Below are 25,219 nucleotides of genomic sequence, written 5' to 3'. Positions count from 1 at the left end.
ATCACCCCGAGCGGAATTCTTGAAATCGATTTTTAGTATGCCTATCATCGCTCAGATGAATTTAGCTTCCGTCGATCTCAATCTCCTGGTCGCCTTCGAGGCGCTGATGGAGGAGCGCAACGTGACCCGCGCCGGCGAACGCGTCGGTCTGGCGCAGCCGTCGATGAGTAGCGTCTTGACCCGCCTGCGGGCCCTGTTCGGCGATGATCTGTTCGTGCGATCCGCTTCGGGCATGCAGCCGACGGCCAAGGCGCTGGCGCTGGCCCGGCCGATCAGCGAGGCGCTCGGGCAGATCCGGGGCGTGCTGGCGCCCGGATCGAGCTTCGATCCCGCGACCGCCCGCCGCCGCCTCTCCATCGCGGTGACCGATTACGGCGACCTCGTCGTCGTGCCGCCTTTGGTCGCGGCGCTGCGACGGGAGGCGCCCGGTATCGATCTCGTGGTCCGCCCCATCATTGATGCCGCTGCGAGCGTTGCGAGCCTCGAACACGGAGAGATCGACGCCTTGATCGGCGGTCATCTCCCCGCCTCCGCGCGTGTTACGCGATGTGTGCTGTTCGAAGAGAAGTTCGTCTGCATCCGCGACGCCGGGCGCGCTGGACGGAAAGCCCGGCTCACCAAAGACGACTATACGCGCCTCCCGCATGCCCTGTTCTCGTCGGCGGGCGGCGACGGGCTCCCCGGCGCTATCGATACGATGCTGGCCCGGCACGGGCGCAAGCGCCGGACCGCCATCACGCTTGCGCATGTCGTCGCGGTTCCGTTCGCGATCGCCGGCACCGATCTCGTGGCGACGATGGCCGAGCGTATCGCCCGCCGCTTCGCCACAAGCGCCGGCGTGTCCGTCGTTCCGGTTCCCTATGATGTCGAGGCCTTCACCATCGACCTGCTCTACACGCGCCGCGCCACGGCCGACCCGGCACTGCGCTGGTTCATCGCGCTGGTCAATCGCATCTGCAAGAAGCTCTGACTGGCCGCTGCCTCCGCGCCGATATGATCATTCCACAAACGTCAACTACGACGGAAGAAACATCACTTCTTTGATGCTGCGGCAACGCTATCGCGGTCTGTCCGACTATCATCGCAATTGAGCCGTAGAACCAATCGCAGTCCTGCGACGTTGACCGACCGATGAAACGGGGGGCGGCACGATGGGTCCGGAGGGGCGGCACGCGATTGTCATCGGTGGGGGCGCGAGCGGCGCCCTGATGGCGTTTCAACTCCTGAAAGCGTCTCTACCGGATCTTCGCGTCACACTGATCGAGAAGCGGCCCGAGATTGGCCGCGGCCTTGCCTACCACGCAGGCAATCCAGAGCATCTCCTCAATGTGCGCGTTTCGAACATGAGCGCGCTGCCTGACGATCCCGGGCATTTCTGGGACTGGCTGTGCGCGCGCCCTGACGGGCCGATATGTCCTGATCCCTACTGCTTCGTTCCGCGGCAGACCTATGGCGACTATCTCGCCGACCTGATCGCGCCACTGACCTCCCCCGACGGAACGCGGGGTCTCACGATCTTGCAGAACGAGTGCATCGCGATTGCTGAAACGCCATCCGGCGTCGCGGTGACGCTGGCTGACGGGACGCTACTGACTGGCGCCATCGCGATTCTCGCGACCGGCCACGACGCTGCGGCGTCGCGCCTGCCCGGCCATGTCGATCCATGGGTCGCTCCCACTGCCGCCGGCATCGACAGCAATGCAACCATGTTGATCCTCGGCACAGGTCTGTCGATGGTCGACTACGTGCTGTCCCTGCTTCGCCGCGGACACCGGGGGCAGATCGTTGCCCTGTCGCGGCGCGGACTGCTGCCGAGAGCCCATCGCCGCATCGATCCGATGCGACTCGCCGAGAGCGAAATTCCGTTTGGAGCCCGGATCGGCGTCTTGCTGCACTGGTTTCGCCGTCGTATCGAAGCGCATGCGGCCGAGGGTGGCGACTGGCGCAGCGCGATCGACGCCATCAGGCCCCACACCCAGCGGCTCTGGCGGGAGTTGCCGCTGGAATCACGGCGTAGATTTCTGGAGCATGCCCGCGCCTGGTGGGACGTCCATCGCCACCGTACGGCGCCCGAGGTCGAGACTCGCATCACGGAGGCGCTTGCGAGTGGACGCTTGACCGTCATCTCCGGCAAGCTCACCACCGTCACACCGAACCAATGTGGTGCGCTCGTCTGCTATCGCAGGCGCGGCCAGAGCGCGCTGTCCGAGCTTCAGGTCGGCGCGATCGTGGACTGCACCGGCATCGTCAAGGATCCCGCTGCCAGCAGCAACCCGGCGGTCCGCAGCCTGTTCGACAATGGCCTTGCGCGGATCGATCCCTTACGGATCGGCATCGAGGTCACGCCGGATTGTGCGATCGTTGGCGAGCACGGATTACCATCGCGACGCCTCTACGCTGTCGGCCCGCTCACCCGGGCCGCGTTCTGGGAGATCATCGCCGTACCCGATATAAGGCAGCAATGCGCGGATCTGGCGGCGCGTCTCCGGACTCTTTCGCTTTAGGATCACAGAGTCGCGACCAAATTCACCGCGGGCGCGCGCTAGGTCCGGTCAATCACCTGCGCAATCTCCCAGACATGACCTGAAGGGTCCGCGAAAGACGCGGTGCGCCTTCCCCAAGGACGGTCGATCGGCCCATTGAGCAAATCGACACCGATCCCGCGGAGAGCCGTGCAAACCTGATCGACGTCGACAACTCTAATTGTCAACAGGACGCGCGCCCCTGCGGATGACGGCCCGACACGCAGCGGCTCGACGAGCGTCGGCGCCTGAGACACGTCGAGAAGATTGATCAGGAGCCCGCCGAATCTGAGCACGGATGAGACCGCATCCTCCCAGATCGTCTCGGATGCGAAAACCCTGGCGTAGAAGGCTTTTGACGACGCAATGTCATCGACGAACAATGTGATGACTTCAACTTCGCTTGGCAGACCATCGACCATGTCGCCCAGCTCCCTACCGTTGCGGGGGCTTGCGCAAATGCGACGAGCCGCTCGCCGTCATATCTCACGATGTCACGGCGAGGCGCAACTCCGGCGAACCGAGCCATCCGCCCGGCTCGCGAGCAGTAATCCTAGTTGAACAGATCCGGTTCCGCCTCGGTGATCCAGTCCCACAGCGGCTGGAAGCTGAAATAGCCGCCCTTGTGCGTACCGACCTGTCGCGAGGTCAGGCTGGCGACCTCATTCGGGATCGGCTTCGGCGTGCCGGCGGCTTCCGCAAGCAACTGGGCACGCGCAGCATTGTCCATCGCGATGTACCACCAGGCGGCAGCCTCGATGGTCGGCCCCACCGTCAGCAGGCCGTGATTTTGCAGGATCGCAGCCTTCTTCGATCCCAGCGCCTGCGCGATCTTGCGCCCCTCTTCCGCCTCCAGCACGACGCCGGAGAACGGATCGAACAGCACGTGGTCCTCGTAGAAGGCGCAGGAATCCTGCGTCAGCGGATCGAGCAGGCGGCCCAGCGCCGACCAGGCCTTGCCGTAGGTCGAATGGGTATGGGCGGCCGCGATCACCTCGGGGTGCGCCGCATGAATCGCGGAGTGGATCACGAAGCCGGCCTGGTTGATCGGCTTGTCGCCGATCAGGATATTGCCGTCGTGGTCGACGAGTTGAAGGTCGGACACTTTGATCTGGCTGAAATGCTTCGACAGCGGGTTGATCCAGAAGCGTTCGGGGAATTCCGGATCGCGCACGGTGACATGACCCGCGAGTCCCTGATCGAAGCCATAGCGCGAAAACAGCCGGAACGTCGCGGCGAGACGCTGCTTGCGGTGCAGCCTCTCCTCTTCGAACGTCGCCGCCGGCGTCCGCTCGACCAGCGAATATTTCCTGGGCTTCTCGACGACCTTGTTCATTGTTGCGGTTCCTTTTCTAGTATTCGAGAGTCTTGTCGAAGACGTCGGCCAGCGCCACGCCGTGCGCATAGGCGTCGAGATTGACCAGCGTCTTGTCGGCCAGCCGCTTGACGTCCTCGCCGCCGGTCCACGAGACGTGCGGGGTGAGAACGACCTTGGAATGGTCATAGATGGGATCACCATCGAGCGGCGGCTCCGGGTCCGTGACATCGAGCGTGGCGCCGGCGATCCGTCCGCCATCGAGCGCTTGCAGAAGAGCTTTCTGATCGATGATCTTGCCGCGCGCGACGTTGATCAGGTGCAGCGATTTTTTGGCCCGTGCCAGCACGTCGGCATTGATCAAGCGGGTAGTCTTCGTCGTCGCCGGCAGCGCCAAAACGAGATGATCGGAGACCTCGACCAGCTCCTCGATGCTGTCCACGGGCTGGATGCCCGGGAGAACGTAGGGCCACGCCGAGCGCCTGAGCACCTTGATGTTGACGCCGAACGGCTTGACCCGCTCGGCGACGGCCCGGCCGATCGCACCAAAACCCGCGATGCCGATCGTCTTGCCGCTGAGCGAGCCCAGCGGAGCGATCTTCCATTGCTCGCGGCTGCGCGGCCGGATCTCGTGAATGCGCTTTTCGAAGCCGAGCATCGCCGCGAGAACATATTCGGCGATCGGATCGGCCGAGATGCCACGGCCAACCGTCACCACGGGGCCATCGAGCAGCCACGCCGGAAAGAAGTCGATGCCGGTGGATGCGGTCTGGATCCAGCGCAGGCCGAACGGCCAGCCTGCGGGCTTTTCGCCAGGCGCCTTGTTCCAGCCCGCCAGCGGCCGCGTCAGCAGCACGTCGGCCTCTGGCGCGACCTCCCACGCAGCACGATCGGCAGGATGATCGATGATCAGCGGACGTGACCAATGCTCGGCGAGTGCTGCCCGAACCTCTGCGCCAAGCTGATTGACGATGATCGGCGATCGCACGCTGGTGGAAGCGCTTTTGCTTTCAATGCGGGGAGTGTTCATGTCACGCGTTCATGCTGGCTCTGATGCGAACATGCTAGGCGCTCGAGGCAAGATAGTCTTTTCAAAGATCGCCGGCATCCTGCAACAACAGGACGACGCGCTTTGGGGAGGCACATGAATTCGTCTCCGCACGCGTGGCCGGCTATTCCTTCGCGGCGGCCGGCCGTTCCGCTCTCGCTTGCGCCGCAGCCTCACCGGCGCGACGGAAGACAGTCTCCATTAGCCATTGCTCGTTGGGAAACTGCTCCGCCCATTCATCCCAGCCGGAGTGCTTGCGGTATCGGCCGAGACGGCCGGACGCCAGCACTTCGGCTTCGCTGACGGCAACACGGCGACCGCAATCGGGCGCGACGTAGATCGCGTCCGCGCGACAATAGAGCTCGCACATGAAGCAGGTCTGGCAGTCCTCGACACGCGCCAGAATGGGCGGGCCGCCGCGGCCGGGATCGAGCACGTTGGCCGGGCAGACCTCGATGCATGCGCCGCAATCGGTGCAGCGCTCAGCGACGATGAGCTCGATCATGGCACGGCCTCGAGTTGACCCGGCCGCGCCGCCGCGGATGGACGGTCGAGCGCAACCTGGATGCGCTCCAATCCGCCGCTGAGCAGCCGCGCAGCCAATCCGGGATCTTGAGCAGGAAAATCCTCGCGGCGGTGAAGTCCCCTGCTCTCGTTGCGCACGGCCGCCGTAGCCACCGACCAGCGCGCCGTCGCCACGAGCGACGCAGCCTCACGCAAGGCGATCGTGCCCGCGTGCCCACGATCCGCTACTTCGCTCCAGAGGTCTTCGAGGATGCGCGACGACGCGGCAAGTCCGGGCCCGGTGCGGAACAGGTTCTTGTCGAACGGATGCATCTCTGCCCGCACACTGCTTCGAATGGCGGCGACGTCGAGTGTCTGCGGTCGCCCGCCCGGACGCAGCCCGGTACGGCCGAGCGGTTGAAGCCTTTCCGTCCGCCGCGCCGCGCTGCGCGCCACACGCGCCGCCGCGCGTCCGGCGAATACGCCTGATGACAGCGCCCAGGCCGAATTGACGTTGCCGCCGCCGGAGATCGCGCCCGCGACTTTTTCGCGCGATGCATTATCGCCGGCCACGAATAATCCCGGCACGGACGTCGTACCATCCGTATCAAACACGCGCACGCCACCGATCCCGCGGATGGTGCCATCATTGTGCAGGGTGACCTCGAACCGGTCGCGGTAGGGATCGATGCCCCAGCGGTCGAATACCAGCGGCACGTTGGGCGAGATCGTATGCAGTCTCGCCTTGATGTCGTCGGGTAGACGGTGCAGCGAGCAGTAAACTGGCCCGCGTTGCAGCGCGCGAGCCAGGTGGATGGTCTGGTCCGGCCCGAACGGCAGATCCAGCTCCCGCCCCTCGGCGTCATAATAGGTTGCAAATGAATAGGCCATGCTGCGCGTCATCGTCGAATGCGCCGGCGCGATGGTGTAGGCGGCGGTGAATTCCATGCCGGACATCTCCGCGCCCGCCTCCGCCGCCATCAGATAGCCGTCGCCCGTGTTGGTGTGCGATCCCAGCAAGTGCGACAGAAAGCTGGTCCCGCCCGCCGCGAGGATCACGGCACCGGCCTCGATCCGATAGGACCGGCCGCCGTCCTGCCGGCGCAGGCCGCGCGCGCCGCCGATCGATCCATCGGAACGCGCCAGCAGCTCGAGGACGGGCGAATGATCGAGAACGGTGACGCCGTGGCCGAGCACCTGCTGGCGCAGGGCGCGCATATATTCCGGCCCGCGTACCGCGCGATGGTTCACGCGCCCCTCGTCGTCGACGCCGAACTTGTAGTAACGCGCAAGCGTCGGCAACGTGCGCCAGGTCTGGTCGAGGATGCGATACATCCACTCCGCTTCGCCAAGGCCCAGACCGGCAGCCACGCGGTTGGCGACCGCCGCGTCGCGCGCCCCAGGAGGATCCGGCGGCACCCACCAATGGCCCGGGCCCGCCGCCGCCGTGACACCGCTGGTGCCGCAATAGCCTTTGTCGACCAGCACGACCTTGGCGCCTGCCTGCGCCGCCGACGTCGCCGCCCAGGTGCCCGCCATGCCGCCGCCGACGATCAACACGTCAGCCGTCAGCGACAATTCTTCGAGCGATGACGAAACCACCTTGCGCCTCCGGGCAATGGCGCAACCGCATTCCAGCGCCGGACGAATGCCGGGTCCAGAAGCGCGCCACCTTGTCGCAGCATGTTTGGGCGAGGCCGCCCGCAGGTCAATGAAAGGCAAAACTCTTTTCGGCGCGCGCTGCGAATGACTCGTGCCCTCACCGCCGATAGCGACGAGACGTCTGTCTCGTCGTAGAACAGCCTTCTCCGGATATCGCGCTCAATGGGACGACGGTTTCCGGAGCTGCGCTGTCGGCGATTTCGAATATCGCGACAAGAACAGCGGGCACGCATTTCGTCGCATCGAGAACACGCTTCTTCCTCTGAAGCGCATTTGAGAACAGAACCTCTAGCAAGGGCACTGGGTCCAGCGCGTTTCTTTCGAAAATCGCGCCGTGACATCAGTCCACTGGACCGGCCAGCAGATTTCCTGACATGTGGCTGTCAAAGGCTGAACACACGACATGTCCCGGCCAATCCGACGTGAACGCGAGAGACACGGAAATGATTGCATCGAAGTCCATTTGCGCAGCCGCGCTCGCCCTGGTGATGGCGGACGGGGCTGCAAATGTTGCCCGCGCCGAGACGGACCAGCTTCGCATCGCCCAGCAATTCGGTATCGCCTATCTTCCGCTCATCGTCGCATCCGAAAAGGGCCTGATCGAGCAGGAGGCCAAGGCGCTCGGCATCGCGCCGCCGAAGATCGAATGGCTGCGGCTCTCCGGCGCTGCCGCCATGAACGAGGCGCTCATCTCTGGCGGCCTCGACTTCGCGACCGCAGGCATCACGCCGATGATTCTGACCTGGGACAAGACGCGGACCACTGCCAAGATCATTGGCGTCGCCGCGCTGGGCTCGATGGCCAATATCCTCACCACCAACAATCCGAACATCAAGACGCTGGCGGATTTCACCGAGAAGGACAGGATCGCGCTTCCGTCGGTCAAGGTCGGCTTCCAGCCGATCGTGCTCCAGATGGCCGCGGACAAGGCGTTCGGCAAATACGACAAGCTCGACGAACTCACCGTCAGCATGCCCCACCCCGATGCAACGGCGCAGATCCTCTCAGGGCATTCGGAGATCACCGCCCACTTCACCTCGCCGCCGTTCTCGCAGCAGCAGCTGGCAAGCGGCAAGGTGCATCAGGTCCTCAACAGCTACGACGTGCTCGGCGGCCCCCACACCTTCAACGTGGTCTATTCCACCACGAAGTTCGTCAACGACAATCCCAAGACCATCCAAGCCTTCGTCCGCGGCCTCGACCGCGCCAACGAATGGATCAAGGCCAATCCGAAGGACGCCGCCGCGCTCTACATCAAGGCGGAGGGATCGAAGCTCGCGCCCGACTTCGTCGAGGGCATCATCCGCGACAAGGACGTCAACTTCACCACGGCTCCCGAAGGCGCCCAGAAGTTCGCGGATTTCGAGGCCAAGGTCGGGCTGATCAAGCAGGCGCCGGCATCGTGGCGGGATCTGTTCTGGTCCGGCCTCGGAGAGAAGCCTGGAAGCTGACATGAACGTCGCTCCGCGACTGACTGCCCTTGCCGGCAACAGCGCACCGCCGGCGCTGCTCGAACTCGACCACGTCAGCATCAGCTATCCGACGCCTGACGGTATCCTCACGGCTGTCGAGGACGTCAGCTTCAGGATCTCGGCCGGCGAACGGCTGGTGCTGCTCGGCCCGTCCGGCTGCGGCAAGTCCACGCTGCTGCGCGCCGTCGGCGGCTTCCTCAAGCCAAGTGCCGGCGAGCTTCGCATGACCGGCCGGCGGATCGGCGCCCCGGGCCCCGACCGCATGACAGTGTTTCAGGAATTCGACCAGCTGCTGCCGTGGCGCACCGTGCTCGGCAACGTGCGCTATGCGCTGGAGCGGGGGAAATCCATGCCGCGGCGGGACGCAGAAGGCGTTGCGCGCCGTTGGCTCGAGCGCGTCGGGCTGAAGAATTTCGTCGACGCCTTTCCCCACACGCTTTCAGGCGGAATGAAGCAGCGTGTGGCGATCGCGCGCGCCTTTGCGCTGGAGCCAACTCTGCTGCTGATGGACGAGCCCTTCGCCGCGCTGGACGCGCTGACGCGGCGGCAGATGCAGGACGAATTGCTGAGGCTGTGCGAGGAAACGGGGAATACCGCCTTGTTCGTGACCCATGGCATCGATGAGGCGATCCGCGTCGGGACCCGTATCCTGGCCCTGACGCCGCATCCCGGACGGCTGGCCGCCACATTCGATGTTCCGCTGGCCGCTCGGGCTCGCGGCACCGCTGGTTTCGCCGAGCTGGAACGGCAGATCCAGGAGACCGTATTCTCTGCCCCGGAAAGCGAGCATGTCTGACATCGCCGCACCAAAGCTCGTGCGCTCGTCAGCACTGCGGCGCGCGCTCGACGGCACGCCCTGGCGGCGCGTCGTGATCCTCGCCGGCTTTGCGCTGGCCTGGGAGCTCTATGCGCGCTGGCTCGACAACGCGCTCTTGCTGCCGACCCTGGGCGCAACGCTGTCGGCGCTGTGGTCTGCAATCCTGTCGGGCGAACTGCCGAACCGCGCGTTGACCTCGCTCCGGGTTTTGATCACCGGCTACGCGCTGGGCGTTGCCGTCGCGGCGGTGCTAACGACTCTCGCCGCCTTGTCGCGCTGGGGCAATGAGGCCCTTGGCTTGCTGACGTCGATGTTCAATCCGCTTCCGGCGATCGCGCTGCTGCCCATCGCGCTGCTGTGGTTCGGTGTGGGAACGCCGAGCCTCATCTTCGTCATTGTGCACTCGGTGCTGTGGCCGGTGGCCCTCGCCTGCTACGGCGGTTTTCTCGCGGTGCCGCCGACCCTGCGGATGGCCGGCCGCAATCTGGGCCTGTCAGGTGGACGGTTCGTCGCGGAGATCCTGGTGCCCGCAGCCTTTCCCCAGATCCTGTCGGGCCTGCGGATCGGCTGGGCGTTCGCCTGGCGCACGCTGATCGCGGCTGAGCTGGTCTTCGGCGTCAGTGCCCGCTCCGGCGGAATTGGCTGGTTCATCTACACCAGCCGCGCGCAACTGGAGACCGCGAGTGTATTTGCCGGACTGCTCACGGTGATCCTGATCGGTCTGCTCGTGGAAGGCGTGATCTTTCGGAGCCTGACACGGATCACCGTTCAACGCTGGGGCCAGGTTCAAACCTAGGGTGTGGCTGGCCGCTTCCGATCAGTCCTAGTGGTGAACATGCGGAAACGCATACCGGTCGGCCAGATACCGCAATATCCGTTCCGGCGCATCGACGAAGCGCCGGCCGTTGGCGATGCCGGCATCGTCAGGCACCGGCTGGCTGTCATCGAAGACCAGAACCGGAAGCGATTGATGCTGCTCGCCCAGGAGCTCGACGATCGCCGTTCGCGGACGCGCGAATGGCAGACGGTGCACCTCGATCTGCGTTGCTAGTCCGGGAAACGACCCCAGCAATCCCTCGATCGCATTGGAGTGCGGGCAGACGAAGAAGCGGCCCGGGTGCTCGGGGTCTTCAAATCCCGGCTTCAACAGGAACAGGCGGTCTCCACTCATGGCGCACTCCACGACACGACATGATCTTCAATGGCCGAACAGCCGGTAGCTCCGATCTGCATCGCGCAGGTGCCGGCTCTCGTCGGTCCATCCCACCGCACGCCGATAACTGCCCAGCACTTCGGCCTCCTTCAACGCCACGACGTCGAGCTGTTGCGGGGTGTCGGCGAACGGCGAGACGAAGAGCGCGTCCTCAGGGCAGTAGAGCTCGCACAGGAAGCAGGTCTGGCAATCGCCCTGACGCGCGATCCGGGGAATGCCGTCGGTCTTGTCGAAGACGTTGGTCGGGCACACGTTGACGCAGATGTCGCAAGCCGTGCACCGCTCTGCATCGATGACCTCGATCATTCGGCGGCCTCGGCATATTGGAGGGAAGGCAGCGGCCGCGCCGAGGTCCAGACCTCGTCGAGGCCTCCCGTCGTCACATAGTGGAGATAGCGGTCGTCCTGCTCGGGATAATCGTCGCGGCGATGCATTCCCCGGCTCTCCTGACGCGCCAGCGCGCTGCGGTACATCCAGCGCGCGGTCGCGAGCATGGCGGCGGCCTCGCGCGCCCGCAACAGCTCCTGCTCGCCCGGCGCATCGGCAACCGACGCATCGGACCACAATGCATCCAGCCGGCTGAGCGACTGACCCAATCGTCCGGCCTCGCGGAAGTAATTCAGCTCATAGGGAAACACCTCGCCCTGAATGCTCTGGGCGAGCGCGCCGCCTTGCAAGGGCCGCCCGCTGCGGGAGCGCAAACCGACAGTGCCGCGTCGGAACACCTGACGCCCGACGGTGACGCCTAGCTGTTGCGCAAACTCGGCGGCGCCTTGGCCGGCCCAATACCCTGAAGACATCGCCCAGGCGGCATTGTGGCTGCCGCCCCCGGTGAAGCCGCCGCAGATCAGCTCGCGCGTCGCGGCATCGCCTGCCGCATAGAGGCCAGGAACCGTGGTCGCGCAACTGTCGTCGAGGATCCGCAAGCCCCCCGTGCCGCGGACCGTGCCCTCGAGGCGCAGCGTGATGGGGAAGCGCTGCGTGAAGGGATCGATGCCGGTGCGGTCGAACGGGAGGAAGAAATTCGGCTGCGATACCCGCATGTGCTTCTGCGTCTCGGCATCGGCCTCGTCGAGCTGAGCGTAGACCGCCCCCTTGCGTAGCGCCCGTGCAATCACCGAGCGCCCGCCTTTCGACGAGGCTCCCGGAATGACGCTGCCCTGCTCATCGGTGAAGCTCGCCCAGCTGTAGAACAGGGTCTTGGTCACCGATCCGAACGCCGGCGAGATCGCATAGGCGTTGGAGAATTCCATGCTGGTGAATTCCGCCCCGGCTTCGGCGGCCAGCAGATAGCCGTCGCCGGTCAGCACGTTCGACCCGAGCGTCTTGCTGAGGAAGGCGCACCCGCCGGTGGCAATCACCACCGCCTTCGCATTGACCGTCCAACGATCGCCTTTCTGCCGTCGCAGACCGGTAGCGCCCGCAACGACGCCGCTGCCGTCCACAAGCAGTTCAAGCGCCGGAGAGTGATCCAGGATCGTCACGCCGGCCTGCTTCGTCCGCTTGCGCATCAGCCGCATGTATTCCGGCCCCTGCAGCGAGTTCCGCTGCGGCTTGCCGTCCTCATCGACGGGATACGGATAGCCCCAATCGGCAAGCTGGTTGCTCTGGGCGTAGGTCCGGTCCAGCACCCGCGCCATCCAGCGGCGATCCTGGAGATGGCCACCGAGCTTCTCGCGGCTGGCCATCGCGGCTTCGCGGCGTTCGGGCGCGGGGTCGACATACCACACACCGGTGCCGGCCGCCGCCGTCGCACCGGAGGTGCCGCAAAAGCCCTTGTCGGCGAGCACGACGCGTGCGCCGTGCTCCGCGGCGCTGATCGCGGCCCATGTGCCCGCGGGACCGCCACCGAGCACCAGCACATCGGCGTCGAACACGACCGATCCTGCTGAACTCGACAGCCTTTCGGCACGGCTGGATGGAATCGTCATCGCTAGTCTCCCGATTGAGGCTGTTCAGAACGCGGGGATCTGGCCCGGCAGCTTGTCCTTGATGATCTGGCGGATCGTGTCGTTCTGATAGGCATGCACCAGCTTCGCGACCCAGGGGGCATCCTTGTCCTTCTCGCGAACGGCGATGAAATTGTTGTAGGGATTGTTGACCGGGGACTCGATCGCGATGGAATCCTTGCCCGGGATGAGGCCGGACGGAACAGCGTAGTTCGTGTTGATGATCGCGGCATCGACATCGTCGAGGCTGCGCGGCAACTGGGCGGCGTCGATTTCGCGGATCTTGAGCTTCTTTGGATTTCCGGTCACGTCGAGTGTGGTCGGCAGGATTCCCACACCATCCTTGAGCTCGATCAGCTTTTCGGCCTGAAGCAGCCGCAATGCGCGTCCGCCGTTCGACGGGTCGTTCGGGATTCCGATGGACGCGCCGTCCTTGATCTCGGCGACCGATTTCGCCTTCCTGGAATAAAGGCCGATCGGGGCCACGATGGTCTCGCCGACCGCGACGATCTTGTATCCCCTCGCCTTGATCTGATTGTCCAGGAACGGCTTGTGCTGGAAGGCATTCGCATCGAGATCGCCGACATCCAGCGCGGCATTGGGCAGCAGATAGTCGTTGAAGACGACAACCTGAACATCGAGGCCGTCCTTGGCGGCGATCTCCTTCACCTTGACCCAGACGATTTCGGCATCGCCGCCCGATATCCCGACCTTGATCTTCTGATCCGCGGAGGCCGGGGCGGCGAACAGGGCAAGGGCGGCCATCACGAGAAGCAAGCTACGTCTCATAGTCTGCGATCTCCTTCTTTGAGCGATCATCTGTTTCGAGGTCTAGCCGACGCGGGCGACCAGGACGTCCGCCGTGGGCTCCGCGAATTCGGAAGACATGTCGTGGAAGAGAGCAAGTTCCTGAACCGTCGCGGCACGCGGACGATGGCTCGAAGCCATGGCACCTCGCTGCTTGAGGAAGAACCGGTCCAGCGCCTGCACAAAACCCGGCGAACCCGCGATCTCCGCAGCATGCCTCTCGCTTCCGGCCACGAAAGCAAAGCTCATCCGGTTGACGTCAACGACATAGATCATGGCGTCATGTCCTTGTGCAGCACGCTGTCCTAGCTGCTGAATCCCGCCGGGATGAATGCCGGCAGCTTCTCCTCGATGAATTGCTTCACTTCGGGCGAGTTGAACACCTGGATGAACGCCTTCAGGCGCGGATCGTCCTTCTTGTCGGGACGGGCCGTGAAGCGCAGCACAAGGCCTTCGTCGACGGTGCGATCGATGATCAGCGCAGACTTGGGATCGCCGCCGGCGGGAATGAGATAGGTGATGTTGACCAGTGCAAGCGTCACGTCGTCGAGCGAGCGATAGGTCTGCGCGGGGTCGAGCTCGACGATCTTGAGGTTCTTCGGGTTCTCCGCGATATCGAACTTGCTGACCGAGAAGCCCTTGCCCGGCGCAAGCTTGATCAGCCCGGCCCGCTCCAGCAGGATCAGCCCGCGCGCGCCGTTGAGCGGCTCGTTCGGGATGGCGACGCTGTCGCCCGACTTGATCTCGTCGAGCGTCTTGATCTTCTTCGAGAACAGGCCGACCGGCGCGATCACGCCGACCTTGTCGGCCTGCACCAGGTTGAAGCCGCGCTGCTTGTTCTGTAGCGCCAGATAGGTGGCATGCTGGAACAGATTTGCATCGACCTCGCCACTGTTCACGACTTCGTTCAACGCCACCCAGTCCGACAGCTCGACGATCTTGACGTCCTGCCCCTTGTCCTTGGCGAGCTTGGCGGCAAAGGACGCCAATTGCCCGACAGGGCCGGCGCTGGTCGCGATCTTCAGCGGCTCGCCGGCGAACGCGGCGGCCGTGAATGCAAGCCAGAGACCGGCGGCCTGGGCGGTACGGCGAAGGATCTTCATTGTCTCAAATTCCCGTTTCAATTCAGGTGAAAGGCCTCACGCGGCCTTGCGCGCGCCCGCGTCGGCCTGCGCCAACGCCTGGCCGAGATCGGCCAGGATGTCGTCGGGATGCTCGATGCCGACCGACAGGCGGACGTAGCCGGGGGTCACGCCGGCTGCGAGCTGCTCGGCCGGAGTAAGCTGCTGATGCGTCGTCGATGCCGGATGAATGGCGAGCGAACGAGCATCGCCGATATTGGCGACGTGATAGAACAGTTTCAGCGCGTCGATGAACCGCCGGCCGGCTTCGACGCCCCCCGTCAGCTCGAAGCCGACCAGCCCGCCGAAGCCGCCCTTCAGATAGGCATCGGCCCTGCGCCGGTTCTCTCCGGTCTGCAGGCCGGGGAAGATCACGTTCGACACCGACGGATGCTTGGCGAGGAAGTTCGCGACCTTCACCGCATTCTCGTTGTGCTGGCGGATGCGCAGCGGCAGCGTCTCGAGACCCTGGATGAACTGGAAGGCGTTCTGCGGCGCGATCGATGCGCCGAGGTCGCGCAGCAGTTTGACGCGGGCGCGCAGGATGTAGGCGATCGGGCCGAGCGGCTTCGCGGCCTCGGTCCAGATCGCGCCGTGATAGGCCTCGTCAGGCTTGTTCAGCAGCGGAAAGCGATCCGCATGTGCGGCCCAGTCGAAATTGCCGCCGTCGACGATGGCGCCGCCGATCGCGGTGCCATGGCCGCCGATATACTTCGTGGTCGAATAAACCACCACGGCAGCGCCATGCTCGAACGGCCGCGCGATCAGCGGCGAAGCCGTGTTATCGAGGATCAGCGGTACGCCCAGCGAGCGGCCGATGTCGGCAACTTCCCTGATGGGAAATACGTTGAGCTTGGGATTCGGCAGCGTCTCGCCGAAATAGGCTCGCGTCTTCGCGTCGGTGGCGCGGCGGAAGTTTTCGGGATCGGAGGGATCGACGAAGCGCACCTCGATGCCGAATTGCTTCAGGGTCTGCGACAGCAGCGTCCAGGTGCCGCCGTAGAGGTCCGTCGACGACACGATATTGTCGCCGGCCTGCGCGATGTTGAAGATCGCGAATGCGGACGCCGTCTGTCCCGAGGCAACCGCGAGGGCGGCCGCCCCGCCCTCGAGCGCAGCCAACCTGTCCTCAAAAGCCTGCTGGGTCGGGTTGCCGATGCGGGTGTAGATCGGCCCGAGTTGCTCGAGCGCGAACAGGCGCGAGGCGTGGTCGGTGTTCTCGAACTGGAACGACGTAGTCTGATAGATCGGAACCGCCACCGCACCCGTAGCGGGGTCGGTACGATACGAACCACCATGCAACGCGAGCGTCTCGAAGTTCCGGGTCTCCAACGCCATCTGCAATTCCCTTGTCTGTCTCGAGAGCGCGCACGCTGCGCGGCAAGCGGTGCTTGTCGACGAAAATGATGCGGTCGGATTCTGCGGCTGTCGAGCGCTTCAGGAAAATAGCGATGCGCGTGCTGCATCATCGTGGCCTCGCAACGCGTTTGTTTCCGCGCGTTCGCCGAATTGGAAACAAACTCGCTGGCGCAAAGTGTTAAAAATGATCACGCACAGCGGATCGGCTTTGCGATGAACGATCGGGCCAGACCATGACGCGACCGCGCGAGCTGCGCTTCAACGCCTTCAACATGACCGCGCCCAGCCACAATTGGGCAGGCCTGTGGTCGCATCCGCGCGATGCGTCGATCGACTACAACACGCTCGATTATTGGACCGGCTACGCCAGAACCGCGGAGCGCGGACTGCTCGACGGCATTTTTCTCGCGGACGTGTTCGGCGTGTACGACGTCTATGGCGGAAATGCCGAGGCGGCCGCGCGGCATGCGGTCCAGCTTCCCAACGCGGATCCGACGCTACTCGTATCCGCCATGGCGCTCGTCACAAAACATCTCGGCTTCGGTATCACCTCGAACCTGACTTTCGAGCATCCCTACCAGCTCGCACGCACGTTCTCGACACTCGACCATCTCACCAGGGGCAGGATCGGCTGGAACATCGTCACCGGCTATCTCGACAGCGGCGCACGCGGCATGGGCCTTCCGGCCGGCCGCGCGCATGACGATCGTTATGACGCGGCCGAAGATTTTCTCACCGCCGCCTACAAGCTGTGGGAGGGAAGCTGGGAGGACGACGCGGTTCGCCGCGATCGCGGCAGCGGCATCTTTACCGATCCCGCAAAGCTTCATCGGGTGCTGCATGACGGTCCCTACTTCAAGGTCGACGGCATCCATCTGGCCGAGCCCTCGCCGCAGCGGACGCCGCTGCTCTACCAGGCAGGCGCCTCAAAGCGCGGCCGTGCCTTCGCCGCCCAGCATTCGGAAGCGATCTTTCTCAACGGCCAGACCAAGTCGATCCTCGCCCGCGCCGTCCGCGAGATTCGGGAGGCCGCCAAGGCCCTTGGTCGCGATCCCTACGACATCCGCCTGTTCGCCGGCGCGACCGTGATCGTGGCGCCGACACGGGCCGAAGCGAACGATCTGCTCGAGGACTACGCGCGGCATGTCGACCAGACCGGCCAGCTCGCCTTGTTGTCGGGCTGGACCGGCATCGACTTCTCGACCTATCGGCCCGACCAGCCGATCGAATATGTCGAGAGCAACGCCATCCAGTCGATGGTCGAGAATTTCACAATACGAAGCGACCGCCCGGTCAATGTCGGCGATCTCGCCCGATTGAGCCGTGCCGGCGCGCGGTCGCCCTTCGTGGTCGGCTCGCCGCAGGACGTCGCCGACGAGCTGATCGACTGGGCCGACCAGACCGACGTCGACGGCTTCAACCTGTTCCGCCTGGTGGCGCCGGAATCGCTGAACGCTTTCGTCGACCTCGTGGTGCCGGAGCTGCAATCGCGCGGCGTGTACAAGACCGCCTACCGCGACGGCACGCTGCGCGAAAAGCTGTTTCCGGGACGTGGCCCGCGGCTCCACGCGACACATCCCGGCGCGGGTTTTCGGCGGTTGCCGTCAAAGAGTTCGTTCCATTCCGACGCCGCCGAATAGCGCCGCTGCCGGCGCGCTTTACCGCAAGGGAAATCCCGTTCTCGCATTGAAACCAGCCGGAGAATGTTCGTTCCCTGGCGAACCATACCTTGAAATTGCAAGGCGAGCTCGTTTACCGGCACATTGCGGGCTTGCTGCCGTGACAACGCGCCGCCGAAAGCGGCTCAGCTTCAGGACAATTCTTCATGCCTCATCTCACGTCCCGCCTGCGGATCCTCGCCGCGGCCGCGCTCAGCCTCTTTGTCATGGCGGCCGTTCGGCCTGCGATGTCCGAGGAGATCCGCATCGGCTATCAAAAATCCTCGACGCTGACGGCGATCCTGAAAACGAACGGTGAGCTCGAAAAGGCGTTGAAGCCACTCGGAATCACGGTCTCATGGCACGAATTCACCAGCGGCTTGCCGTTGCTGGAGGCCATCAATATCGGGAGCATCGATTTCGGCGCCGACGTCGCCGACACGGTGCCGATCTTCGCGCAGGCGGCCGGCGCCAAGCTCGCCTATATCGCGGAGGAAGCCGCCTCGCCGGCGGCACAGGCGATCGTGATTCCGGAATCTTCGGCCATCAAGACCGTCGCTGAACTCAAAGGCAAGAAGGTTGCCGTGACCAAGGGCGCGGGCAGCCACTATCTGCTGCTCGCAGCACTGGCGAAATCCGGGCTCAGCTTCAAGGACATCACGCCCGCCTATCTGACGCCGGCGGACGGCCGCGCGGCCTTCGTCAGCAACAATGTGGATGCATGGGTCGCCTGGGATCCGTTCCTGACCAGCGCACTGCACCAGACCAAAGGCAAGATCCTGTCCGATGGCAGCAATGGCTTTGCGAGCTACAAGCGCTATTACCTCGCCTCCGCCGCTTATGCGGACAAGCATGCCGAGGTGCTCAACGTGATCTTTGCGAAGCTCTCCGCGACCGGAAAATGGGTGAAGGCGCAGCCGAAGGAAGCTGCCACATTGCTCGCCGGGCTCTGGGGTATCGACGCGGCAACCGTCGAGGAGGCCAACAGCCACCGCTCCTATCAAGTGGGCGCGGTCACCGGCCCGGGCCTGTCCGAGCAGCAGCGCATTGCCGATGCGTTCCACGCCGAAGGCCTGATCCCCGTGAAGATCGACACCACGACCCTCAAGATCTGGTCGCCGAAGGGATCCTGATCGGGTTGCCCGTCCTGCTGCGCACCGTGATCGGACAACACGCTGACCTCTGGAATCCCCATGCCGCCACGTCAACTGCACCTGAACGTCAACCTGCTCCACTCCGGCGTCTATCCATCGGCCTGGCGACTACCGGAGAGTGATCCGCGCGCCTTCTTCGATCTCGGCCATTATGTGCGGGTGGCGCAGATTGCCGAGCGCGGCAAGCTCGACGCGATCTTTCTCGCGGATTCCCCAGCCGTGAACGATCGCATCGACTACCGGTCGTTCACTTCGCTGGAGCCGACCATCATTCTGGCCACGGTCGCCGCCGCAACAACGCATGTAGGGCTGATCGGGACGGTGTCGACGACCTACAACGAGCCCTACAACATCGCGCGCCGCTTCGTGACGCTCGACCACGCCAGCGGCGGCCGTTCGGGATGGAACGCGGTGACGACCGCGGATGCCGCATCAAGCCGCAATTTCGGCCTCACGGGTGCAGTGGAGCATAAGGCCCGCTACGAGCGCGCCAAGGAATTCACGGAAATCGTCCACGCGCTGTTCGATAGCTGGGAGGACGACGCCTTCGTCGGCGACAAGGCGAGCGCGCGGTTCGTCGATACGTCGAAAGTGCATCCGATCGCCCACCGCGGCCCGCATTATTCGGTGGCCGGACCGCTGAACGTCCCGCGCTCGCCGCAGGGACGGCCGGTTACGGTGCAGGCCGGCGGCTCCAACGACGGACGCGATTTTGCGGCGGCTTATGCGGAAGCGGTGTTCACGCTGGCACAGTCGATCGAGGAAGGCGTTGCCTATGCGCGCGATCTGCGCACACGTGCGGCGGCTTACGGGCGTTCCGGCGATTCCATCGTCACCCTGCCCGGACTTGCCACAGTCATCGGCAGCACCGAGGCCGAGGCGAAGCGGCGGCAGGATGAGCTCTGGGAGCTGGTCCCGATCGAATACAGCCTGGCGCGGCTCGCCGGCACGCTTCAGATCGACCCTGCTTTGCTCGATCTCGACAAGCCGCTTCCCGATCCGCTGCCGCTTCCGGCGAACGCCAATCACACCATGTTCCAGGGCACCGTGAACATCGCCCGGCGCGGCAACCTCACCGTCCGCCAATTGATCCGCGCGCTCGGCGGCGGCGTCGGCCATCGCATCATCGTGGGCACGCCGGAGCAGATTGCAGACGATATCGAGGCCTGGTTCAAGGCAGGCGCCGCGGACGGCTTCAACCTGATGCCGGATGTTCTGCCGACGGGGCTCGAGACCTTCGTCGACACCGTTGTGCCGATCCTGCAGAAGCGCGGCCTGTTCCGCACCGAGTACACCGGCACGACGCTGCGTGACCATTTTGCTCTGCCGCGGCCGGCGAGCCGTTTTGCGAAACGAGCGCCGGAAGTCGCGTCGGCCTGAGTTACCCCAGCGACCGGGCGATCCTCTCGGACGGCCCATCCGATTGTCTGGCCCGGACGCGGGGGATGATCTCCTCCGCGAAGCGCTGCATCTCGGCCTCGAAGGGCTGGAATTGCAGCATGAAGAGTTCGATGCCAGCAGTATGGAACGCCTCGATGCGCGTCGCGACCTCGTCGTAACTGCCGACCAGCCCGGCGGCCGTGCCGCCGTTGCTGCCGACCCGCGGCGTCTTCTGCATGGTCTGCATCATCACGACCTTCGGATCCGTATTCTGTTTCTGGATCGCCTTCATCGGCGCATCCTTTGCGGCAAGGCTGAGCAGCCGATCATGGGCGGCCTGCGCCTCTTCCCGGGTTTCACGTGCGACGACAAAGGCGGACAGACCGAAACGCAAGGGTGGCGCCGAACCGCGCGGACGGGCCGCGACGTCGGCGATCAGGCCGGCGACATCGTCGAGCGGCTGGCCGTTGATGAACCAGACGTCGCCGTGGCCGGCGACCAGATCGCGCGCCGGCTCGGATTCCCCTCCGACATAGACGGCAGGACGCTTGCGATAGAGGCTGGTCGGCCGCAGCGCATAGTCCGAGACGCTGAAATGATCGCCGCTGAAATTGAGGCGCTCGCCCTCCATCAAGCGGGACACCACGGAGATCCACTCCTTGCCATAGGCATAGCGCGCATCGTGCTCGGGAAAGCCGATCCCGGCCTTTTCCAGCTCGGGCCGGTTCCAGGCATTGACCAGATTGATCGCAAAGCGGCCGCGGCTGATGTTCTCGATCCCCAGCGCCAGCTTGGCCAGCACCACGGGATGATAGAGATACGGCTTGATGGCGGCGATGATCTCGATCCGCTTGGTCAGCGCCGCAACCGCGGCCGCGGCGCTCCAGGCTTCGAGCTGGTCGAGATCTTCCTGGTGAGGATTGATCGTGTGCTGCGCGATCAATGTCGAGTCGTAGCCGAGCTCCTCGGCTGCAAGGATCAGATCCCGATTGCGCTCCCAGGAGGCATCATAGGGCTCCTCCGGATCCTGATGCGCAGCACGGGGCCCGTGCACCAGCGCCCAGATGCCGAAGCGAAGCGGTGCGGTCGTCATCATGCTCTCCCGTGAATGCCCTGATCTCGCGCGTTGTCGCCAATGCCTGACGCAAGATCAAGCAGACGGACAGCAAAAGATTTTCTTTGTCGCGCATCCGCGCCACGACGACAGCAGATCACTCCGGAGCGGATGACAATTGAAATACCGCTCTATTTCTGTCGGCCCGATTTCGTGGGACATTTTATTGGGACAACAAGTCATTGGCGTCACACGGCCTGCATCGAATGCAGTGCGTGAAACGAGGTCTCGCGTCTTGAGCAATATCGAACTGAGCGACATCGACCGCACCGCGATTGGCGCGGAGGGTGGACCGTCGTCGCGCAGCAGTGAAATCGCACGCGCGCCGGCTTCGGCGAAAAGCAAGCTCGGCGCGCGCGGCCTCCAGCTGCTGTCATGGCTCGCCCCCGTTGTGCTGGTCGTGATCTGGGAGTGGCTGGCGCAGGCGGGACTTCTCTCGCCACACGTGCTTCCCGCGCCCAGCAAGGTGATCCGGACTGCATTCAAGCTCGCGACCACCGGAACGCTCCTGAACGATCTCGGCGTCAGCCTGCTGCGCGCAGCGTCGGGATTTGTGATCGGCACAGCGGTCGGTGCGACGCTCGGTATTCTCGTCGGATTCTCCAGGATCGCGGAAGCAGCAATCGATCGCAGCGTCCAGATGATCCGGGCCATTCCGTTCCTCGCGGTCCTGCCCCTGGTCATCGTCTGGCTCGGCGTCGGCGAAACCCAAAAGATCTTCCTTGTCGCACTTGGCGTCACCTTCCCGATCTACATCAATACCGTGCTCGGCATTCGACAGGTGGACCCCAAGCTGCTCGAGCTCGGCCGCGTGCAGGGCCTGAACGCCATTCAGCTGATCCGCCGGATCATCCTGCCCGGAGCGTTGCCGTCGATCCTGACCGGGGTCCGCTATGCGCTGGCGACGGCGTGGCTCGCGCTGGTCGTGGCGGAAACGATCGGCGCGCAGTCGGGCATCGGCTTTCTCGCGATGGACGCGCGTGAATTCCTGCGCACTGACGTGATCGTGCTGACCATCGTGATCTATGCGCTGATCGGCGTTGCAGCTGATGGGATTGCGCGTTTCCTCGAACGGCGCCTGCTGGCCTGGCATCCGAATTACGGAGCGGCGCGATGAACACCCATGTCGCATCGCTGTCACCCGCCTCATTCGAGACCGGGCCGGCCGTTGTCGTCAGCAACCTCCTGCGCAGCTACGGCAATCGCGTGGTCATCGAAAGGCTGAACCTGCGCATCGAGCGGGGCGAGTTCGTCGCGCTGCTAGGCGAGAGCGGTTGCGGCAAGACCACCTTGCTGCGCGCACTTGCGGGTCTCGATGCCATTCAGGGCGGTCGCATCGTGGCACCGCGCCGGCCGGCCGTGGTGTTCCAGGAGCACCGGCTTTTGCCCTGGGACAGCCTCTGGCGCAACGTCGCGCTTGGCTTGCAGACGCCGGACGCACGCGAACGTGCCGCAGAAGCGCTGACCGAGGTCGGCCTCGGCGACCGTCTCGACGACTGGCCGCGCAACCTCTCCGGCGGACAGGCCCAGCGTGTCGCTCTGGCCCGCGCGCTGGTGCAGCAGCCCGAGCTTCTGCTCCTCGACGAGCCCTTTGCCGCGCTGGACGCGCTCACCCGCATCCGCATGCATGAGCTCGTCCGCGAGCTCGTCGCCAATCATCAGCCGGGCGTGCTGCTCGTCACCCACGACGTCGACGAAGCCATTGCTTTGGCCGACCGCATCCTCGTGATGCGGAACGGCGCCATTGCTTACGAGCACCGCGTCGCACGCGGCAGCTCGACACCCATTTCGCGTAGCGAGCTCCTCGGCGAGCTCGGCGTGAATTCTCAATCCTCCCACTAATTCACCGGAAGGCCCTTATGTCCGACTCTCCTATCGCCAAGCCGTCCCGGCGCAGCTTCCTCGGCACCGCGGCCTTCGGCGTCGGCGCGCTTGCCGGCCTGAACATCGGTGATTTCGCCGAGGCCGCGACTGGCCGCACCACCGACACGGTCCGCCTGACCTGGGGACTGAGCGGCCTCAACCTGATCGCCAAGGAGCGCGGCGAGTTCGAGAAGGTGCTGGCCAAGGACGGCATCAAGGTCGAATGGCTCGGCCCGTTCCCGAACCATGCGCCGACCCTGCAGGCCGTCACCGGCGGCAGCGCCGATTTCAGCTTCGGCGGCAGCACCACCCCGGCGCTGGCCGCGATCATCGCCGGCTCACCGCTGGTGTTCACCCAGTTCGTGGTCTACGAGCCCCGCACCACGGCCATCATCGCCAAGGACGGCTCCGGCATCGACAAGATCGAGGACCTCGTCGGAAAATCGGTCGCGGTCAACCGTTCTGGCCTCGGCGAATTCCTGCTGGTCGCCGCGCTCGAGAAGCACAAGGTCGACCGCTCCGCGGTCAAGTTCGTCTATCTCAATCCGCCGGATGCCGCGCCGGCGCTTGCCTCCGGCAAGGTCGACGCCTGGTCGATGTGGAGCCCCGGCGTCGATATCGCTCGCCTCGAATACAAGGCGCACGACCTCTTCCTGGAGGGCCGCGACCTCGACTTCCAGATCGACTACACGTCCTACCTCACCACCCGCAAATTCGCGACCGACAATCCTGCTCTCGTCCGCGCCGTGAACGATGCGTTCCGTGCCGAAGGGAAGTGGATCTCTGAGAACGGCAAGGACGCCGAGTACATCGCCCAGAAGGTGGGCAAGTACAGCGATGAGGTCCGCGACCAGTTCATCGCGCTGAAGCGACAGTACCGCTACTTCGCCGTCAACGACGAGCGCTTCATCAGCGAGTTGCAGAAGGCCGCCGACTGGCTCGTCGCCCGCAAGGTTTTGCCCGAGCCGGTCAAGGTGACCGACCATCTCGCCCAGCTCTGAGAACGTGACCAGTAGGCCAATCATGAACAAGACCGTTTCTGCCCCCTCCTTGACGACATCCGAGCCGCTCAAGACCGGCTCGCCGGAGCTGGAGGCGCTGCTCAACCAGATCGCCGAGGGTGCGAGTGCGCGCGAACGCGACCGCGTGCTGCCCTTCGAGGTCATCGACCTCATTCGCAGCGCCCACCTCGGCGCCTTGCGGCTGCCCGTGGCCGCGGGCGGTGCCGGCAGCACCATCCGCGCCCTCTTCGCCTTCGTCATCCGCCTCGGCGAGGCCGATGCCAACGTGGCCCATATCCTGCGCAACCATTTCAGCGTGGTTGAGCGGCTGCTGCGCACGCCCAAGGACGAGCAGAGCCGCGCCTGGCAGAAGGCGGTCGCCGAAGGCGCGATCATTGGGCTCGCCACCACCGAGCTCGAAAGCCCGCGCGTCGGCAATGTGACGCCTGGCACGACCTTCACGCCCGACGGGAACGGCGATTACCTGCTGAACGGCACCAAATATTACAGCACCGGCACGCTGTACTCGGATTACGTCCTGGTCCGCGCCGCCGATCCGTCCGGTTCAACCGGTGCGACGCTCGTTCCGATCAAGCGCGAGGGCATCGAGCTGGTCGACGATTGGGACGGCCTCGGGCAGCGGCTCACGGCCACCGGCACGACCTATTTCCGCAACGTCAGGGTCAAGCGGCAGGAAGTCGTATTCGACACGCCCGACGGCGGTTATGGCGTCCCCTATTCCAACACGTTCGCCCAGCTCTTCCTGACCGCGATCGTCGCGGGCATCGCGCGGGCGACGTTGCGCGACGCCTCCGCGCTGGTGCGTTCGCGCAAGCGCACGTTCTACTATGCCCCGACCGAAATCCCGACCGATGATCCGCTTCTGCAGCAGACGGTCGGCCAGATCGCCAGCGGCGCCTTTGCTGCCGAGACGGTCGTGCTTGCCGCCGCCGAAGCGCTGGACGTCGCGACCGACGCATTCGACGCCGGCGCGTCAAACGCCACGGAGGCCGCGCACACCGCCGCGCTGCTCTCTGCCAAGGCCAAGATCATCGCCGACGATTTCGCGATCCGCGGCGGCAGCCTGTTGTTCGACGTCGGCGGCGCCTCGGCGACCAAGAAGGTCACCAATTTCGACCGTCACTGGCGCAATGCGCGAACGCTCTCCTCGCACAATCCGACCACCTACAAGGCGCGTTCGATTGGCGAACACGAGATCAATGGCACGCCGTTGCCGGCAAAGGGCTTCTTCTAGGACAT

25 protein-coding genes are annotated in these 25,219 nt (G+C 64.7%); 12 read left to right on the top strand and 13 right to left on the bottom strand.

What is annotated here, in order from left to right:
• Nucleotides 1–37: 37 nt before the first annotated feature.
• Together NLM27_RS03710 and NLM27_RS03705 are read left to right on the top strand one after the other, a co-directional pair.
• Nucleotides 38–970 (top strand): LysR family transcriptional regulator, encoded by a 933-nt coding sequence (locus tag NLM27_RS03710; protein ID WP_309144733.1) that lies wholly within the window; start codon nt 38–40, stop codon nt 968–970.
• A 181-nt stretch (nt 971–1,151) separates the two neighbouring features.
• Nucleotides 1,152–2,504 carry an FAD/NAD(P)-binding protein gene (locus tag NLM27_RS03705; protein ID WP_256569922.1) on the top strand — a complete coding sequence of 451 codons (1,353 nt, stop codon included), beginning with the start codon at nt 1,152–1,154 and terminating at the stop codon, nt 2,502–2,504.
• A 38-nt stretch (nt 2,505–2,542) separates the two neighbouring features.
• Here NLM27_RS03705 and NLM27_RS03700 read toward each other — a convergent pair whose 3' ends face one another.
• The 5 genes from NLM27_RS03700 to NLM27_RS03680 form a co-directional block, all read right to left on the bottom strand.
• Nucleotides 2,543–2,944, bottom strand: coding sequence for a glyoxalase/bleomycin resistance/extradiol dioxygenase family protein (locus NLM27_RS03700; RefSeq protein WP_254142054.1), 402 nt, complete (start codon nt 2,942–2,944; stop codon nt 2,543–2,545).
• A gap of 131 nt (nt 2,945–3,075) precedes the next feature.
• The gene (locus NLM27_RS03695; RefSeq protein WP_254142053.1) at nt 3,076–3,858 is read right to left on the bottom strand and encodes a class II aldolase/adducin family protein; all 783 of its coding nucleotides are present in this window, start codon (nt 3,856–3,858) and stop codon (nt 3,076–3,078) included.
• Between the two features lie 16 nt (nt 3,859–3,874).
• Nucleotides 3,875–4,867, bottom strand: a complete 993-nt coding sequence (locus NLM27_RS03690) for an NAD(P)-dependent oxidoreductase (RefSeq protein WP_254142052.1) — start codon at nt 4,865–4,867, stop codon at nt 3,875–3,877.
• A 142-nt stretch (nt 4,868–5,009) separates the two neighbouring features.
• Nucleotides 5,010–5,390 carry a ferredoxin family protein gene (locus tag NLM27_RS03685; RefSeq protein ID WP_254142051.1) on the bottom strand — a complete coding sequence of 127 codons (381 nt, stop codon included), beginning with the start codon at nt 5,388–5,390 and terminating at the stop codon, nt 5,010–5,012.
• The gene (locus NLM27_RS03680) at nt 5,387–6,991 is read right to left on the bottom strand and encodes an FAD-dependent oxidoreductase (RefSeq protein ID WP_254142050.1); all 1,605 of its coding nucleotides are present in this window, start codon (nt 6,989–6,991) and stop codon (nt 5,387–5,389) included. Before NLM27_RS03680 ends, NLM27_RS03685 begins: the two co-directional genes overlap by 4 nt.
• A 503-nt stretch (nt 6,992–7,494) precedes the next feature.
• Between NLM27_RS03680 and NLM27_RS03675 the strand changes: the two genes are divergently transcribed.
• From NLM27_RS03675 to NLM27_RS03665, 3 genes are read left to right on the top strand one after another with little or no spacing between them, the layout of a single operon-like run.
• Nucleotides 7,495–8,502 carry an ABC transporter substrate-binding protein gene (locus tag NLM27_RS03675; protein WP_254142049.1) on the top strand — a complete coding sequence of 336 codons (1,008 nt, stop codon included), beginning with the start codon at nt 7,495–7,497 and terminating at the stop codon, nt 8,500–8,502.
• 1 nt (nt 8,503) lies between these two features.
• Nucleotides 8,504–9,319 (top strand): ABC transporter ATP-binding protein, encoded by an 816-nt coding sequence (locus tag NLM27_RS03670; RefSeq protein WP_254142048.1) that lies wholly within the window; start codon nt 8,504–8,506, stop codon nt 9,317–9,319.
• Nucleotides 9,312–10,136: an ABC transporter permease gene (locus tag NLM27_RS03665; protein ID WP_254142047.1), complete on the top strand. Its 825-nt coding sequence runs from the start codon at nt 9,312–9,314 to the stop codon at nt 10,134–10,136. The genes NLM27_RS03670 and NLM27_RS03665 overlap by 8 nt, the downstream gene beginning before the upstream one ends.
• A 27-nt stretch (nt 10,137–10,163) precedes the next feature.
• On the opposite strand, the gene NLM27_RS03660 is transcribed toward NLM27_RS03665, so the two are convergent.
• The 7 genes from NLM27_RS03660 to NLM27_RS03630 are packed head-to-tail and all read right to left on the bottom strand — an operon-like array spanning nt 10,164 to nt 15,768.
• Complete coding sequence (locus NLM27_RS03660) at nt 10,164–10,511, bottom strand: DUF3088 domain-containing protein (RefSeq protein ID WP_254142046.1); 348 nt, start codon at nt 10,509–10,511, stop codon at nt 10,164–10,166.
• A gap of 27 nt (nt 10,512–10,538) precedes the next feature.
• Nucleotides 10,539–10,859 carry a ferredoxin family protein gene (locus tag NLM27_RS03655; protein ID WP_254142045.1) on the bottom strand — a complete coding sequence of 107 codons (321 nt, stop codon included), beginning with the start codon at nt 10,857–10,859 and terminating at the stop codon, nt 10,539–10,541.
• Nucleotides 10,856–12,484 (bottom strand): FAD-dependent oxidoreductase, encoded by a 1,629-nt coding sequence (locus NLM27_RS03650; RefSeq protein ID WP_254142044.1) that lies wholly within the window; start codon nt 12,482–12,484, stop codon nt 10,856–10,858. Before NLM27_RS03650 ends, NLM27_RS03655 begins: the two co-directional genes overlap by 4 nt.
• Before the next feature lie 24 nt (nt 12,485–12,508).
• Nucleotides 12,509–13,291, bottom strand: coding sequence for a MetQ/NlpA family ABC transporter substrate-binding protein (locus NLM27_RS03645; RefSeq protein ID WP_254142043.1), 783 nt, complete (start codon nt 13,289–13,291; stop codon nt 12,509–12,511).
• A 42-nt stretch (nt 13,292–13,333) separates the two neighbouring features.
• Nucleotides 13,334–13,585 (bottom strand): hypothetical protein, encoded by a 252-nt coding sequence (locus NLM27_RS03640; protein ID WP_254142042.1) that lies wholly within the window; start codon nt 13,583–13,585, stop codon nt 13,334–13,336.
• Nucleotides 13,586–13,614: 29 nt separating this feature from the next.
• On the bottom strand, nt 13,615–14,412 hold the full coding sequence (locus tag NLM27_RS03635) for a MetQ/NlpA family ABC transporter substrate-binding protein (RefSeq protein WP_254142041.1): 798 nt from the start codon (nt 14,410–14,412) through the stop codon (nt 13,615–13,617).
• 36 nt (nt 14,413–14,448) lie between these two features.
• Nucleotides 14,449–15,768: an O-acetylhomoserine aminocarboxypropyltransferase/cysteine synthase family protein gene (locus NLM27_RS03630; RefSeq protein WP_254142040.1), complete on the bottom strand. Its 1,320-nt coding sequence runs from the start codon at nt 15,766–15,768 to the stop codon at nt 14,449–14,451.
• Nucleotides 15,769–16,022: 254 nt separating this feature from the next.
• Here NLM27_RS03630 and NLM27_RS03625 point away from each other — a divergent pair, with 254 nt between their 5' ends.
• The 3 genes from NLM27_RS03625 to NLM27_RS03615 all read left to right on the top strand — a co-directional run bounded on the left by NLM27_RS03625 (nt 16,023) and on the right by NLM27_RS03615 (nt 19,981).
• Entirely contained in the window at nt 16,023–17,429 is a 1,407-nt protein-coding gene (locus NLM27_RS03625) for an LLM class flavin-dependent oxidoreductase (protein ID WP_254142039.1), read from the top strand.
• Nucleotides 17,430–17,614: 185 nt separating this feature from the next.
• The gene (locus NLM27_RS03620; RefSeq protein ID WP_375142226.1) at nt 17,615–18,580 is read left to right on the top strand and encodes an aliphatic sulfonate ABC transporter substrate-binding protein; all 966 of its coding nucleotides are present in this window, start codon (nt 17,615–17,617) and stop codon (nt 18,578–18,580) included.
• 60 nt (nt 18,581–18,640) lie between these two features.
• Nucleotides 18,641–19,981 carry an LLM class flavin-dependent oxidoreductase gene (locus NLM27_RS03615; RefSeq protein ID WP_254142038.1) on the top strand — a complete coding sequence of 447 codons (1,341 nt, stop codon included), beginning with the start codon at nt 18,641–18,643 and terminating at the stop codon, nt 19,979–19,981.
• Between the two features lies 1 nt (nt 19,982).
• On the opposite strand, the gene NLM27_RS03610 is transcribed toward NLM27_RS03615, so the two are convergent.
• Nucleotides 19,983–21,074: an LLM class flavin-dependent oxidoreductase gene (locus NLM27_RS03610; RefSeq protein WP_254142037.1), complete on the bottom strand. Its 1,092-nt coding sequence runs from the start codon at nt 21,072–21,074 to the stop codon at nt 19,983–19,985.
• Between the two features lie 334 nt (nt 21,075–21,408).
• On the opposite strand from NLM27_RS03610, the gene NLM27_RS03605 reads away from it, so the two are divergent.
• Genes NLM27_RS03605 through NLM27_RS03590 form a run of 4 tightly spaced genes read left to right on the top strand, consistent with a single transcriptional unit; the run spans nt 21,409 to nt 25,214 of the window.
• Nucleotides 21,409–22,212, top strand: coding sequence for an ABC transporter permease subunit (locus tag NLM27_RS03605; protein ID WP_254148741.1), 804 nt, complete (start codon nt 21,409–21,411; stop codon nt 22,210–22,212).
• Nucleotides 22,209–22,937 (top strand): ABC transporter ATP-binding protein, encoded by a 729-nt coding sequence (locus tag NLM27_RS03600; protein WP_254142036.1) that lies wholly within the window; start codon nt 22,209–22,211, stop codon nt 22,935–22,937. Before NLM27_RS03605 ends, NLM27_RS03600 begins: the two co-directional genes overlap by 4 nt.
• Nucleotides 22,938–22,954: 17 nt before the next feature.
• Nucleotides 22,955–23,959 carry an NrtA/SsuA/CpmA family ABC transporter substrate-binding protein gene (locus NLM27_RS03595; RefSeq protein WP_254142035.1) on the top strand — a complete coding sequence of 335 codons (1,005 nt, stop codon included), beginning with the start codon at nt 22,955–22,957 and terminating at the stop codon, nt 23,957–23,959.
• A gap of 22 nt (nt 23,960–23,981) precedes the next feature.
• Nucleotides 23,982–25,214, top strand: a complete 1,233-nt coding sequence (locus NLM27_RS03590; RefSeq protein ID WP_254142034.1) for an acyl-CoA dehydrogenase family protein — start codon at nt 23,982–23,984, stop codon at nt 25,212–25,214.
• Nucleotides 25,215–25,219: the final 5 nt, after the last annotated feature.

The sequence above is a fragment of the Bradyrhizobium sp. CCGB12 genome (assembly GCF_024199845.1).
GTDB lineage: Bacteria > Pseudomonadota > Alphaproteobacteria > Rhizobiales > Xanthobacteraceae > Bradyrhizobium.
This window is presented reverse-complemented; position numbering and strand designations above follow the sequence as displayed.

What these genes read in the sequence shown, in the direction of transcription:
- NLM27_RS03710 (WP_309144733.1), top strand. Translation starts at nt 38, where the DNA reads ATGCCTATCATCGCTCAGATGAATTTAGCTTCCGTCGATCTCAATCTC.
- NLM27_RS03705 (WP_256569922.1), top strand. Translation starts at nt 1,152, where the DNA reads ATGGGTCCGGAGGGGCGGCACGCGATTGTCATCGGTGGGGGCGCGAGC.
- NLM27_RS03700 (WP_254142054.1), bottom strand. Translation starts at nt 2,944, where the DNA reads ATGGTCGATGGTCTGCCAAGCGAAGTTGAAGTCATCACATTGTTCGTC.
- NLM27_RS03695 (WP_254142053.1), bottom strand. Translation starts at nt 3,858, where the DNA reads ATGAACAAGGTCGTCGAGAAGCCCAGGAAATATTCGCTGGTCGAGCGG.
- NLM27_RS03690 (WP_254142052.1), bottom strand. Translation starts at nt 4,867, where the DNA reads ATGAACACTCCCCGCATTGAAAGCAAAAGCGCTTCCACCAGCGTGCGA.
- NLM27_RS03685 (WP_254142051.1), bottom strand. Translation starts at nt 5,390, where the DNA reads ATGATCGAGCTCATCGTCGCTGAGCGCTGCACCGATTGCGGCGCATGC.
- NLM27_RS03675 (WP_254142049.1), top strand. Translation starts at nt 7,495, where the DNA reads ATGATTGCATCGAAGTCCATTTGCGCAGCCGCGCTCGCCCTGGTGATG.
- NLM27_RS03670 (WP_254142048.1), top strand. Translation starts at nt 8,504, where the DNA reads ATGAACGTCGCTCCGCGACTGACTGCCCTTGCCGGCAACAGCGCACCG.
- NLM27_RS03665 (WP_254142047.1), top strand. Translation starts at nt 9,312, where the DNA reads ATGTCTGACATCGCCGCACCAAAGCTCGTGCGCTCGTCAGCACTGCGG.
- NLM27_RS03660 (WP_254142046.1), bottom strand. Translation starts at nt 10,511, where the DNA reads ATGAGTGGAGACCGCCTGTTCCTGTTGAAGCCGGGATTTGAAGACCCC.
- NLM27_RS03655 (WP_254142045.1), bottom strand. Translation starts at nt 10,859, where the DNA reads ATGATCGAGGTCATCGATGCAGAGCGGTGCACGGCTTGCGACATCTGC.
- NLM27_RS03650 (WP_254142044.1), bottom strand. Translation starts at nt 12,484, where the DNA reads ATGACGATTCCATCCAGCCGTGCCGAAAGGCTGTCGAGTTCAGCAGGA.
- NLM27_RS03645 (WP_254142043.1), bottom strand. Translation starts at nt 13,291, where the DNA reads ATGAGACGTAGCTTGCTTCTCGTGATGGCCGCCCTTGCCCTGTTCGCC.
- NLM27_RS03640 (WP_254142042.1), bottom strand. Translation starts at nt 13,585, where the DNA reads ATGATCTATGTCGTTGACGTCAACCGGATGAGCTTTGCTTTCGTGGCC.
- NLM27_RS03635 (WP_254142041.1), bottom strand. Translation starts at nt 14,412, where the DNA reads ATGAAGATCCTTCGCCGTACCGCCCAGGCCGCCGGTCTCTGGCTTGCA.
- NLM27_RS03630 (WP_254142040.1), bottom strand. Translation starts at nt 15,768, where the DNA reads ATGGCGTTGGAGACCCGGAACTTCGAGACGCTCGCGTTGCATGGTGGT.
- NLM27_RS03625 (WP_254142039.1), top strand. Translation starts at nt 16,023, where the DNA reads ATGACGCGACCGCGCGAGCTGCGCTTCAACGCCTTCAACATGACCGCG.
- NLM27_RS03620 (WP_375142226.1), top strand. Translation starts at nt 17,615, where the DNA reads ATGCCTCATCTCACGTCCCGCCTGCGGATCCTCGCCGCGGCCGCGCTC.
- NLM27_RS03615 (WP_254142038.1), top strand. Translation starts at nt 18,641, where the DNA reads ATGCCGCCACGTCAACTGCACCTGAACGTCAACCTGCTCCACTCCGGC.
- NLM27_RS03610 (WP_254142037.1), bottom strand. Translation starts at nt 21,074, where the DNA reads ATGACGACCGCACCGCTTCGCTTCGGCATCTGGGCGCTGGTGCACGGG.
- NLM27_RS03600 (WP_254142036.1), top strand. Translation starts at nt 22,209, where the DNA reads ATGAACACCCATGTCGCATCGCTGTCACCCGCCTCATTCGAGACCGGG.
- NLM27_RS03595 (WP_254142035.1), top strand. Translation starts at nt 22,955, where the DNA reads ATGTCCGACTCTCCTATCGCCAAGCCGTCCCGGCGCAGCTTCCTCGGC.
- NLM27_RS03590 (WP_254142034.1), top strand. Translation starts at nt 23,982, where the DNA reads ATGAACAAGACCGTTTCTGCCCCCTCCTTGACGACATCCGAGCCGCTC.